This window comes from Rhizobium sp. P38BS-XIX, from assembly GCF_012641435.1.
GTDB lineage: Bacteria > Pseudomonadota > Alphaproteobacteria > Rhizobiales > Rhizobiaceae > Rhizobium.
In genome coordinates, this window is sequence record NZ_JABAIJ010000008.1 from 73,197 (window position 1) to 84,747 (window position 11,551).

Annotated in this window: 11 protein-coding genes; 5 read left to right on the plus strand and 6 right to left on the minus strand. The window is 57.6% G+C overall.

Annotated features, from left to right (window positions below; genetic code table 11):
- Positions 1-338: 338 nt before the first annotated feature.
- Positions 339-1,967 (plus strand): MFS transporter, encoded by a 1,629-nt coding sequence (locus tag HGP17_RS23850; RefSeq protein WP_168812947.1) that lies wholly within the window; start codon positions 339-341, stop codon positions 1,965-1,967.
- 128 nt (positions 1,968-2,095) lie between these two features.
- On the opposite strand, the gene HGP17_RS23855 is transcribed toward HGP17_RS23850, so the two are convergent.
- Positions 2,096-3,025, minus strand: a complete 930-nt coding sequence (locus HGP17_RS23855) for an aldo/keto reductase (RefSeq protein WP_168812948.1) — start codon at positions 3,023-3,025, stop codon at positions 2,096-2,098.
- Positions 3,026-3,355: 330 nt separating this feature from the next.
- On the opposite strand from HGP17_RS23855, the gene HGP17_RS23860 reads away from it, so the two are divergent.
- The gene (locus HGP17_RS23860) at positions 3,356-3,637 is read left to right on the plus strand and encodes a hypothetical protein (RefSeq protein ID WP_168812949.1); all 282 of its coding nucleotides are present in this window, start codon (positions 3,356-3,358) and stop codon (positions 3,635-3,637) included.
- A 39-nt stretch (positions 3,638-3,676) separates the two neighbouring features.
- On the opposite strand, the gene gcvA is transcribed toward HGP17_RS23860, so the two are convergent.
- Positions 3,677-4,555 carry a transcriptional regulator GcvA gene (gcvA, locus tag HGP17_RS23865; RefSeq protein WP_168812950.1) on the minus strand — a complete coding sequence of 293 codons (879 nt, stop codon included), beginning with the start codon at positions 4,553-4,555 and terminating at the stop codon, positions 3,677-3,679.
- Between the two features lie 182 nt (positions 4,556-4,737).
- On the opposite strand from gcvA, the gene HGP17_RS23870 reads away from it, so the two are divergent.
- Positions 4,738-6,153 carry an amidase gene (locus tag HGP17_RS23870; RefSeq protein WP_168812951.1) on the plus strand — a complete coding sequence of 472 codons (1,416 nt, stop codon included), beginning with the start codon at positions 4,738-4,740 and terminating at the stop codon, positions 6,151-6,153.
- A gap of 5 nt (positions 6,154-6,158) precedes the next feature.
- Positions 6,159-7,418: an MFS transporter gene (locus tag HGP17_RS23875; RefSeq protein WP_168812952.1), complete on the plus strand. Its 1,260-nt coding sequence runs from the start codon at positions 6,159-6,161 to the stop codon at positions 7,416-7,418.
- Positions 7,419-7,543: 125 nt separating this feature from the next.
- Here the strand turns inward: HGP17_RS23875 and HGP17_RS23880 are convergent, their stop codons facing one another.
- Both HGP17_RS23880 and HGP17_RS23885 read right to left on the minus strand, forming a co-directional pair.
- Entirely contained in the window at positions 7,544-7,987 is a 444-nt protein-coding gene (locus HGP17_RS23880) for a hypothetical protein (RefSeq protein WP_168812953.1), read from the minus strand.
- An 82-nt stretch (positions 7,988-8,069) separates the two neighbouring features.
- Complete coding sequence (locus tag HGP17_RS23885) at positions 8,070-8,858, minus strand: lysozyme inhibitor LprI family protein (protein ID WP_205926102.1); 789 nt, start codon at positions 8,856-8,858, stop codon at positions 8,070-8,072.
- A gap of 264 nt (positions 8,859-9,122) precedes the next feature.
- Here HGP17_RS23885 and HGP17_RS23890 point away from each other — a divergent pair, with 264 nt between their 5' ends.
- Positions 9,123-9,449, plus strand: a complete 327-nt coding sequence (locus HGP17_RS23890) for a nuclear transport factor 2 family protein (protein WP_205926103.1) — start codon at positions 9,123-9,125, stop codon at positions 9,447-9,449.
- Positions 9,450-9,456: 7 nt separating this feature from the next.
- Here HGP17_RS23890 and HGP17_RS23895 read toward each other — a convergent pair whose 3' ends face one another.
- Positions 9,457-10,080, minus strand: a complete 624-nt coding sequence (locus HGP17_RS23895; RefSeq protein ID WP_246704184.1) for a TetR/AcrR family transcriptional regulator — start codon at positions 10,078-10,080, stop codon at positions 9,457-9,459.
- A 162-nt stretch (positions 10,081-10,242) separates the two neighbouring features.
- The gene (locus HGP17_RS23900; protein ID WP_168812954.1) at positions 10,243-11,541 is read right to left on the minus strand and encodes an amidohydrolase family protein; all 1,299 of its coding nucleotides are present in this window, start codon (positions 11,539-11,541) and stop codon (positions 10,243-10,245) included.
- Positions 11,542-11,551: the final 10 nt, after the last annotated feature.

Here is an 11,551-nt window from a genome sequence, read left to right on the forward strand (position 1 = left end):
AACGAACGGCGATGTGCTGTCCTGGAAAAGCAGCGGTATCCGTTTCTTTCATACTCTTTCCAGGTATCAGTTTTGCATAATGCCTGGCACGTTCATCAGAGAATAGCGGATTTTGGACGGCGGCCGCGCGGCCCGTGGAGAACGATGGCGCTGTGCCTGACGGCGTAAGCGCATGGCGGCCTGTCCGGATGAATAAAAATCCGTTGCGAGAATATTATTCTAAAATCGCTTCCGAAATTAGCCGTTTTGTATAGGCTAATGATCGACTCGGTCGCGCTGCTCCTTGCCAGGAAATAACGTTAGGCCGATCAGACAAAATCCCGCGAAGAAAAGCCGACATGCCCAAAAGAATCTCTCCGCTCGTCGCTTTCCAGTCAAAGACCTTCCGCCTGCTCTGGTCAGCAACGCTTGTCTCGAATCTTGGTGGATTGGTGGAGGGTGTCGGCGCTGCCTGGCTGATGACCAGCCTCGCCACGTCCCACGGCATGGTGGCGCTGGTTCAATCGTCCACCACTTTGCCGGTCATGATTTTCTCGCTGGCGGCCGGCGCGCTGGCGGACAATTATGATCGACGACGGATCATGCTGATCGCGCAGATGCTGATGCTGTGCGTATCCGCAACGCTGGCCGTGCTTTCCTACAGCCATGCTTTGACTCCGTGGCTGCTTCTCTGCTTCACCTTCCTGATCGGCTGCGGCGGCGCGCTGCACAACCCGTCATGGCAGGCATCCATGGGGGATGTGGTTCCGCGCGAGCATCTGCCCGGGGCCGTGGCTCTCAACAGCATGAGCTACAATCTGATGCGCAGCATCGGGCCGGCGATCGGCGGCATTATCGTAGCGGCAGCGGGGGCAGCCTTTGCGTTCCTGTTCAACGTCTTCTGCTACTTCGCTCTGATTTTCGCGCTCTTGCGCTGGAAGACGGCTCCCTCCCGCAATACGCTTCCGCGCGAGCCTTTTGCGAGCGCAATGTCGGCGGGGTTTCGCTATGTCTTGATGTCGCCGAACCTGCTCAAGGTCATGTGCCGCGGTTTCGCCTTTGGCCTGTCGGCTATCGTCATTCTGGCGCTGCTCCCGCTGGTTGCGCGCGACCATGTTCACGGAAACGCGATCACCTACGGGATCATGCTCGGCTTCTTCGGCTTCGGCGCCATCTGTGGCGCGCTCCTGATTGCCCGGATTCGCGATCTCCTCAGCAACGAGTGGGTCATTCGCGGCGCGTTCTTCACGCTCGCCCTCAGCTGTTTCTTCCTGGCGCTCAGCCATCAATTATGGTTAAGCTGCCTGCTGCTGATGCCGGCGGGCGTGGCCTGGGTGCAGGCCTTTTCGCTGTTCAATGTCACCGTGCAGCTTTCCACACCGCGCTGGGTGGTGGGGCGCGCGCTATCGCTTTACCAAATGGCGACTTTCGGGGGAATGGCAGCGGGAAGCTGGCTCTGGGGCGAATTGGCGGACCAGCATGGCGTCACGGGCGCACTGTTTATTGCCAGCGCGGCATTGGTGGTCGGAGGATTGCTGGGTGTCCTCCTGCGCCAACCGGATTTTGAATCGCTCAATCTCGATCCTGCGAACAGCTTCAGCGAGCCGCAATTGCAGCTTGACCTGCGCTCCAGGAGCGGCCCGATCCTTGTCATGGTCGACTACAATATCGATCAGGAGAGTATACCGGAATTTCTCGAGGTGATGACAGCCTGGCGCAGAATGAGAATCCGGGATGGCGCCAAGCAATGGTCGTTGCTGCGGGACTTGGAAAAGCCGAATGTGTGGACCGAAAGCTATCATCTGCCGACGTGGATCGACTACGTTCGCCACAATCAACGTCAGACACACGCGGACGCGGAGATTTCGGAGCGTTTGCATGAGCTGCATCGAGGCGAACAACCGCCGGTGATCCATCACATGATCGAAAGGCAGACTGTGCCACGCCGCGACGACATGCCTCTGAAGCCATATCTTGATGCGACGTAACGCGACGGTCGCGCAAGGCTTTTTGAAGAGCCATCACCTCATCCAGTAGGCGAAATATTGCTTACAAAATGCGAAATCGCGGCCGGAACGATCCGGCCGCGACAGGGCTTGTTCAAGCGTCAATCTGATCAGGGTAGGGCGTGGCCTGCTGCTCTGAACAGGCGATACCACTCCTCTCGCGTGAGCGAGACGGATGAGCCCGCGGCGGCTTCAATCACGCGCTCCGGCTTTGTGGTGCCGAGAACAACCTGGATCTTAGCGGGGTGGCGGGTGATCCAGGCGACTGCGATGCCGGTCGCGGTCACGCCATAGGCGGCGGCGAGCTCGTCGATTGCATCGTTCAACTCGGCAAAATTCTCCCGATCACCGAGGAAGACGCCGTCGAAGAAGCCTTTCTGGAAAGGCGACCAGGCTTGCAGCGTCATGCCGTGGATGCGGGAGTAATCGAGGAGGCCGTTGTCACGATCGACGGACTGTTCAAGGCCGGCCATATTGGCTGCAATGCCGGCCGCGATCAGCGGTGCGTGGGTGATGCTGAGCTGGACCTGATTGATGAGGAGTGGTTGCTGAACTGCCGTCTTCAGCAACTGGATCTGCCCGGGCGTATGATTGGAGACGCCGAAATGCCGCACCTTGCCGGAGGATTGAAGCGTGTCGAAAGCGGATGCAACTTCCTCCGGTTCGACCAGCGTGTCAGGGCGGTGGAGCAGAAGCACGTCGAGATAATCGACCTTGAGGGCCGCAAGCGATTGATCGACGGAGGCCAGGATGTGCTCCTTGGAGAAATCGAAAAATCCTTTTCGGATGCCGACCTTGCTCTGGAGGATGATTTTCTCGCGCTCTGTGGCATTGAGCGAAATCGCTTCGCCGAAACGGGCTTCACAGCGGTGCGGCGCACCTCCGTAAATATCCGCATGGTCGAAAAACGTTACGCCTGCATCCCGTGCACTGCCGAACAGCCGCTGGATTTCGTCATTGCCCATGTTGGCGATGCGCATCATGCCAAGGATGATGCTCGACATATCCTGGTCGGTCTGCGGAAATCTATATAACTTCATGATGAGGTCCTTAGCGGTATTGTGAGCGGGCAGAGGATATCGCCATCTCACGGGACGATGTTGAAGCCCTGTTATCGATGGCGTGGCTCGAGATTGTTCCTTTTCTCTCAACCGCACGTCCGTGGCAATACGAGATCGCTTCGAGACCCATCGATCCTGCCATCGACGGTGATCCACAGCAGAAGAGCCGGATTCGGTCGCAAAAATCATTGCCGTGTTATATGTCTCGCTCTGCTGGCGGATCAAAAGGCGTTATCGAGCGGGTTGCGGGAGTAGGAACGTTCATCTCTCAACCCAAGGCGTCATCGACCTTCGTCTTGTTGCACAATATTGCCGACCCGGACCGAGCACGAAATCCAGGCCGATCTTCCAACGGCAACAGAAGAATTCGGTATTCAATACGGCGCACCGGTCTTTCATTCGGTGATGGTTCACTTGGAAGGTTTTCTTGCGATACAGTTTGAGGAGCGCTTCGTTCATCCGAAGGCCGATCCCGAATACAACCGTTTTTACAAGCGCTCTTTGGTCAATGACATCTCGGCTTCAATCGTCCGGTTCGTCTCTCCCGCCAGCCGTTTTCATTTGGATGCGGGGCAATCTTTCGGCCTGTGAAAGGGAATTGAGCAAGGCCGGCCCTGACGATCGGCACCGTCAACGGACACTCAATATCCAATCCCTGAACGCCACGATTTTCGGTTGATTCCGCCTGTTGTCGGGGCAGACGAGATAATAGGCGAAGTCCTCCATTCGCTTCGGTGGAAACAGTTGGCTCAGGCGCCCGTCGCGCAATTCCTCCTCAACCAAAGCGGCCGGCAGCAGTCCGGCGCCCTGGCCCGCGAGAACCGCCCTCAGCAAGAGGCCGCTGTCATCGAAAGAGGGACCCCGCACAGTGGTCCGCTCCAGGACGCCGTGCGTCTCGAACCAGAGATCCCAGGCTTTTCGCTCGGAATCGTGCACCAGCGGCCAGCGTGTCAGGTCTGACGGCTTCTCCGGTTGACCAAGATTGGCTACCAAGGCCGGCGCGGCTATGGCTATGATTTCGCCCGTCACCACATGATCGCTCTGAAGGCCGGGATAGCGTCCCATTCCATGGCGAATGGCAATGTCGACGTCGGAGCGGCTAAAGTCGACCAAGGCCGTGCTCGTGACGATCTGGAGATCGATATCCGGTTGCGCTGACCGAAAGGATGCGAGCCTCGGGATAAGCCAAGCCGAAGCAAAGAAGGGGGTAGCGCTGATGGTCAGCAGCCGCGAATCCGCCTGCGCAACAATCCGCTCGGAGGCTTCCCCGATCTGGCGAAAGGCGTTGCGGATCGAAGGCAGGTAGTCGCGCCCCGCATCCGTCAGATAAATTCCGCGTGTCACCCGCTCGAAAAGTTTGACGTTGAGATATTCCTCCAGAACCTTGATCAGTTGGCTGACCGCTCCGGGAGTTACGCATAATTCTTCCGCCGCGCGCTTGATCGACAGATGCCGGGCCGCGGCCTCGAAGGCTTTCAACGCGTTTAATGGCGGCAACCGATTTGTCATGACTAAGAAAATCTATTGTATACGGATCAAATCTTCTGCTTTGCAGATTGCGATAATTTAACATAAATCAATGATCGGATGAGTGTCAAACTCGCCATCATTCTCGGTCATGCAGCAAAATTTCTAATGTATGTTTCCAGCATTCCTGAAAGCGTGTGTATGGCTGAAAGGACCTTGTGCCAATGTCTGCCAATTTGGAATTCCATGATATCACGGAGATCAGCGAGCTGATTGGCCGCCGGGCGCTGAGCTCCCGGGAGGTCACCGAGATGCTGCTGGAGCGCATAGAATGCGTGGACGGTTCCTTGCGTTCATATGCTTGCGTCCTTGCGAATGACGCGCTTCGTCAAGCCGAGAAAGCGGATCGGGAGATCGAATCTGGATTGCATCGCGGTCCGCTCCACGGGGTGCCTGTTGCGGTGAAAGATCTCTGCTGGATCGAAGGGCTCGCGACCCCCGCTGGCTCCACCGTCCATCGGCATTTTGTGCCGCCGCGCGATGCGACTGTCGTCCGCAGATTGACCGAAACCGGTGCGGTGCTGATCGGCAAAACCCAGCTGACGGAGGGCGCCTATTCGGACTACCACCCATCCATACCGCCTGTCACCAATCCCTGGAATAGCGATTATTGGGCAGGCATTTCCTCAAGCGGCTCCGCAGTCGCGGTCGCGGCGGGCTTATGTTTCGGTTCGATTGCCTCCGATACCGGTGGGTCCATTCGTTGGCCCGCTGCTGCCAATGGTGTCACCGGTCTCAAGCCAACATGGGGTCGTGTGAGCCGCCAGGGAATCTTCGATCTGGCACCCTCGCTCGACCACATCGGACCTATCGCACGCAATGTTGCCGACGTCGCTGCCATTCTGGCGGCGATAGCCGGACACGACATTGACGATCCGACAACAAGCATCCGCGCCACCGCCGATTATAAGGCCGATACGATAGCCGCGGTAAGTGGCAAGCGAATAGGCATCGATCGACGCTGGAATGGCGAGGATGTCGATCCGGAAACGCAGGCGGCGCTTGTCGAAGCGTATGCCGTCTTCTCCGAGCTTGGCGTAGAGATCGTGGACGTTTCATTTCCGGATGTCAGCCAGATCATCGCAGACTGGACACCCAATTGCGCCGTCGAGGCAGCCGTCGCTCATCGGATGGCCTATGCCGAACATGGGGATCAATACGGACCGATCCTGTCCTCGGTTATCGAAGCCGGGAAGATGATCTCGGGGACGGCCTATCAGGAAATCCTTCTGCGCCGGGCAGCGTTTCGCGGCAGGGTCGAGGCTTTGCTTTTGTCAGTCGACGCCATTCTAACGCCGGTTCATCCCTTTGCACCGCTTTCGATCGAGACGATCGCAACGCTTGGCGAGCAGCCGGACCTCATTGCCAAGTTGCAGCGCTACACGTGCCCCTTCAACATGAGTGGCCATCCGACCCTGACGTTTCCGGCCGGAGTGGCCGCCAACGGCATGCCGATCGGGTTACAGTTGATTGCAGTAGAATTCGACGAGAGCTCACTTTTTTCCCTTGGCGCTGCATTTCAAAGAGCTACGACATGGCATCGGCGCCACCCGCACGTCGAAAGCTCTTCTGACAGGTGACAACCATGAATTCTTCAAAACGCTCGTTGGTGTTCTATGGCTGGTATGTGGTAGCAGCCGCTTTCGTCATTACATTTGTCGGCTTCGGCAGCGCCTATACGTTCAGCGCGTTTCTGGACCCGCTGCAACATGAGTTCGGTGCCTCGCGGGGATCGGTTTCGGCTGTCTTCTCGATGGCTGGCTTCCTGTATTTCTCGTTTGGCATCATATCGGCGCCTCTCGCAGGCCGGCTGGGCGTCAAGACGCTTTGTGCGATCGGTATGGTCTGCGCAGGGGGAGGGCTGATCCTGGCTGCGCAGGCGCACACGCTTATTCAAGTCTATCTTGCCTATGGCATCGGCATCGGGATTGGTGTCGGCTGCGCCTATGTACCTGCGCTTGGCGCCGTGCAGCGCTGGTTCATAGCACGCCGAGGCCTTGCATCCGGTCTGGCGGTCAGCGGCATTGGCGTTGGAACCTTCGTCATGCCGCCGCTTGCGACGTGGCTGATCGGCGGTTTCGGATGGCGTAACGCTTACACTGTGATTGGCGCGCTCACGATCATTTTCGGTATTATGGCTGCCTTTGTCCTCGAGGATGAGCCCATTCGCCGCGGACAATATCCCGATGGCATTGATGGCAGTGCCACGGCGAATACGGCTGTATCGCAATCACCGACCGACACGTCCGTGCGTGACGCTGTCCGGACGCGGCGCTTTCTGGATCTTTATCTTGCTTCGCTGATGGCATCGCTTGGCGTGTTTGTCCCGTTCGTGCATCTGGCGCCTTTCGCACGCGATCACGGCATAACGGCAACGACCGCGACATGGCTTGTCGGCGCAATCGGCATTGGCAGCACGCTCGGCCGCTTTTTTCTCGGTAGTCTGGCGGATAGAATGGGACGAGAACGCTTCCTGATCGGCATGTATGCCGGCATGGCCGTCGCCTTGGTCATCTGGCTGCTCGGCTCGTCATTCCCGCTTCTTCTGGTCTTCGCGATCGTTTTCGGGCTCTTCTACGGCGGATGGGTTGCGGTTCTTCCCGCCGTCGTCGCCGATATGTTTGGAGCACGCCATGCAGGCCGGATCATCGGGGTTCTTTACACGTCCGTTGCGATCGGGACGCTTGTCGGCCCAAGCACGGCAGGCTTCGTCTACGATATCAGCCAGAGCTATACGATTCCCATTGCCGTCGGCGCATCGACAAATGCGCTTGCCGCGCTCATGACACTGCTGGCCGTTCGCCGGGCTGAGGCTGCCAAAACACGTACATCATTTGCAGCATAGCCGGGTTGCCGGGGCAGACTATAACGGGCTAATCCCATGATGAGCGTGGAAGGGTAGTGGCGTGCTGCGCCAGCGTTGTCGGTGGGTTCGGATTGTCTGCGCCGCGCCGACGAACCTCTTGGATCCTATATCGGCTGCTTTTGGCAGGCACGGATGAGACCGCGCAAAGAGCGACAGACATACCAGATAACAATGGCAAACAATCCAAGCAATGCGAGGCCTGAAACGCTGAAGAGCTGGCCGAGATCTGTGTATCCCAGTTGCTTGGGTTCTTCGGGCGGCATGAATTGAGAGAAGAAAAATTCTTCGGCACCCAAGAAGAAATTGAACGCAGAAACCGCTCCGAAAGCCAACGAACCGACAAGTCCAATCCAGAACGTGCGGATGGCCGAGGTAACATGCTGTTCGAACACCGTTCCGCTCAGCCTGTTGCGTTGCACATACGCGATCGTAACCCCAGCAACAGCAGAAAGGCCAAACGAGATAATTCCGCAAAGATAGAGGAGCCAGATCAGGATGGCGATTTTGTTGCCGTTGGTTCCACTTGTGTGGACGGGATTCGAACTCATGCTTGGTGATTGCCCCGGTTTTGACGCGCTGCTTATTCCCAGCTGCTTCCGGTGAAGAGTGGATGTGACGGTGTGGGTATTTTCAGCCTCCCGGACATACGTTCGTGAAATTCAGGAGGTCCTGCTCCGATTCTTTGGCCTGGTCGGCTGCCTCCAACCCGAACTTTCCAATCATGTCATCGTTGCAAATCTTAACCTGAGTTCTCTTGCCGCTATCCTCAAGCACGCAATATCCGCCATAGGTGGCGTTGCTATCCGTCGACATGCCGGGCAGCTCAAGCAACTTGGTACAGCCGACTATTTCGCCGGACTTCTTCTGATCGGAAAGGGTCTGGTTGAAGGAAGCGACTCGCCAGTTTGCGTCGCGGACATCAACCGTGGAAATACATTCGGAACTCGAAGCGTCGGCTGGGGTCTGACACGTGGCCTGGTTGATGATGTACTGCTCATTGCGGGCCAGTACGGTTATCCGGGCGGTATAGATCTGTTTGAGACAGTCTGCGTCCTGGCAAATGGCGCGCGCATACTGCGCCCAGTTGCGTTGCTCCGTGATGAGAGCCTTCTTGCCGGCATGATCGGCTGCTGAGAGAGCCGTTTTGTAGGTGCGCTGCAAATCGCTATCGAGATCCGAGAGGGGCCGATCACCGCAGATCATTTTCTCAATGTTGTTTCCCGCCTTGGCGCAATCAAAACCGGCCGCGCGTGCGGGGACTGCAAGCGCCAGCAATCCGATAAACAGCGAACACGCAAAAGCGCTGGCAGCAAGCCGTAAATTCATTGGGAGTCCTCTCCATCTCGGTACAGACAGTAGCAAGCACTTCAAGATTGCGACAATGGTCCTCGAATCGATGAGGTCGATTAACGTATGCATATATCCACACGTCTCGCTGCATCAATGCACTATGGGTGATCAACCAGGAGTTTTTGATCCAACGGGATGCGCGGAGGTATATCTCGCGCGGCGAGTGCATACCCACTCTGCAGAAGTTTGTGACGCAGCCTCAAGCCTGAGCCGGGCGACATCCTTTTGCGGAGACAGGCCGTTTTCACGACTGAGCTGATTGGGGCTCCCATAGCCGACACCAAAGGCGACCGATGTGGCCGTGCCTTCTCCGGATCGTCGACTTTCAGCGGCTTGGCGAAGGTCTCGCGGATCCACCTGAAGGCGACAGCAACGCGCGACAGCGGAGCGTCTGGCAGGGCAATATCTTGCAGCATCCAGCCCAACGATCCTTCCACGGGTGAACAGTTCGACGGCCATCACGGTATCCGCGACTATGTCGAGCGCTTCTTTGAGGGATACCACACCGTAAGCCGTCTCCTTTCTCTCGAGCCGCTTCCCAATGGGCGCACCCGCGCGCGGGTCGACTTCCGGGATGACTTCGGACACGAGGTAGGACAACTGGATATCGCCCTCGATGAAGCTGGCATGATCGTGCGCATCGACGCTGATCTCGAATAGATCGCTTTTAGCTCTTTTCCGGCGCCAGAAGCATTCGGAGGATTGGCGTCAGCAGTTCGACAAGATCTTCCGGCTTCGCATCCGACAGGGCAGTGATACCAATCGTTTGCCGAAGCATTTGAAAGCCTGAGACCAAAGAAAGCATCAAAGCCGCGCGTTGAGGCGCGAGATTTCCGTCCAAGGCCGAGGTCAAGGTTTTAAGAGGATTTTTCTCGATCACGCTCTTGGCCAATTCCGCCGCGCGTTCGCTTGATGCCGACCGAATCATCATCGAGATGCCTTCGAGCGGGTTTCCTCCAGCCTCGGTTATCCCGACGAGAGCCTGGGCAAACGCGCGAGGAAAATCATCGCTTTCCAGATTCTCTCGACTGAGAATGACAGGTTCCGCATGTGCGGCCGACAGTGCTTCGGCGAACAACTCTTCCTTTGAACCGAAGTATCGATTGACAAGCATGGCCGTGACACCGGCCCCGGCGGCAATTTCGCGCACACCAACGCCCGTATAGCCGTGCGCCGCAAACAGTCGACGCGCCGAACTCAGGATCTCATCGCGCGTTACCGCCGCGTTACGTTTGCGGCGGACATGAGGATCGGACTTGGTTTCATCGCCCATTTTGAAACGGCTTTTCATTCAATTCGTCGGTATCTGACGTATACATTCGCGGAATTTCTTTTGTCAAAACAGCGACGGGCATTCCCAAACGTTTAAGACGGGATCACTGAAGACAGCCAGCCAAGTGCATAAATCATCCCAGAGGCCGAGCAGGATCCCGGAGCGAAGCTATTCCCTGATTTAGCGTGACTTTTTGCCAGGTACGTAATCGAGACCGCCGTCAATCTTTGAAGGCCGGCCGTCGAGGAAGAGTTCGCCTATGCGTGGCGCCGAGCGGGCGACAATCTTGCCGCGCTTGATCACGGCGAGACGATTGGGTTTCAGGCGAAGCGCCTCAAGTGTGTCGACAGCCTGCAGGACGACGAAATCCGCGTTGCAGCCCTTTTCCAGCCCATAACCTTCAAGCCCCATCGTCTTGGCCGAGTTGACGGTGAGGGCATCGAAGATCTTCTTCTTGTCTTCGATACCGGCCATCTGCGCGACGTGGATCGCCATATGCCCGACCTCGAGCATGTCGCCGGAGCCCATCGAATACCATGGGTCCATCACGCAGTCGTGGCCGAAGGAAACGTTGAGGCCCGCGTCCATCAACTCGCGTACGCGCGTCATACCGCGCCGCTTGGGGTAGGTGTCGTGCCGGCCCTGCAGCATAATGTTGATCAGCGGGTTCGGGATGACGTTGATCCTCGCTTCCGCCATCAGGGGGATGAGCTTGGAGACGTAATAATTGTCCATCGAATGCATCGAGGTCAGGTGCGAGCCGGCAACGCGGCCCTGCAGTCCGAAGCGTACCGTCTCCGCCGCCAGCGTCTCGATATGACGGGACAATGGATCGTCGGTTTCATCACAATGCATGTCCACGGGAAGTCCGCGATCGGCGGCGATCCTGCAAAGGGCTTCGACCGAAGCCCGGCCTTCGTCCATCGTCCGCTCGAAATGCGGAATGCCGCCGACGATGTCGACGCCCATGTCGAGCGCCCGCTCAAGCGAGGAGACGCCGTCCCTGGCGCGATAGTAGCCATCCTGCGGGAAGGCGACGAGCTGCAGGTCGATATAGGGCTTGACCCTGTCCTTGACCTCGAGAAGCGCCTCGGCTGTCACCAGTTTGGGATCGGAGGTATCGACATGGCTGCGGATGAACAGCAGTCCCTGCGTGACGGCGAGATCGCAATAACGCAGCGCACGATCGACAAGCTCTTCCTTCGTCACGATCGGGCGCAACTCGCCCCAGAGCGCGATGCCTTCCAGCAGTGTGCCCGAGACGTTCATGCGCGGCAGGCCGAGCGACAGCGTTGCGTCCATATGGAAATGCGGATCGACGAAAGGCGGGCTCACCAGCCTGTCAGTCGCATCGATCACTTCTTTCGCCTCGGCGGTGATCGATGCCTCAATTGCTGCGATCTTGCCGTCCTTGACTGCGATGTCGATGCCCTTGCGGCTATCGGGCAGATTGGCATTGCGAATGATCAGATCGAACATGGAAGGCTCC

What these genes read in the sequence shown, in the direction of transcription:
- HGP17_RS23850 (WP_168812947.1), top strand. Translation starts at nt 339, where the DNA reads ATGCCCAAAAGAATCTCTCCGCTCGTCGCTTTCCAGTCAAAGACCTTC.
- HGP17_RS23855 (WP_168812948.1), bottom strand. Translation starts at nt 3,025, where the DNA reads ATGAAGTTATATAGATTTCCGCAGACCGACCAGGATATGTCGAGCATC.
- gcvA (WP_168812950.1), bottom strand. Translation starts at nt 4,555, where the DNA reads ATGACAAATCGGTTGCCGCCATTAAACGCGTTGAAAGCCTTCGAGGCC.
- HGP17_RS23870 (WP_168812951.1), top strand. Translation starts at nt 4,738, where the DNA reads ATGTCTGCCAATTTGGAATTCCATGATATCACGGAGATCAGCGAGCTG.
- HGP17_RS23875 (WP_168812952.1), top strand. Translation starts at nt 6,159, where the DNA reads ATGAATTCTTCAAAACGCTCGTTGGTGTTCTATGGCTGGTATGTGGTA.
- HGP17_RS23880 (WP_168812953.1), bottom strand. Translation starts at nt 7,987, where the DNA reads ATGAGTTCGAATCCCGTCCACACAAGTGGAACCAACGGCAACAAAATC.
- HGP17_RS23885 (WP_205926102.1), bottom strand. Translation starts at nt 8,858, where the DNA reads ATGCATACGTTAATCGACCTCATCGATTCGAGGACCATTGTCGCAATC.
- HGP17_RS23895 (WP_246704184.1), bottom strand. Translation starts at nt 10,080, where the DNA reads ATGAAAAGCCGTTTCAAAATGGGCGATGAAACCAAGTCCGATCCTCAT.
- HGP17_RS23900 (WP_168812954.1), bottom strand. Translation starts at nt 11,541, where the DNA reads ATGTTCGATCTGATCATTCGCAATGCCAATCTGCCCGATAGCCGCAAG.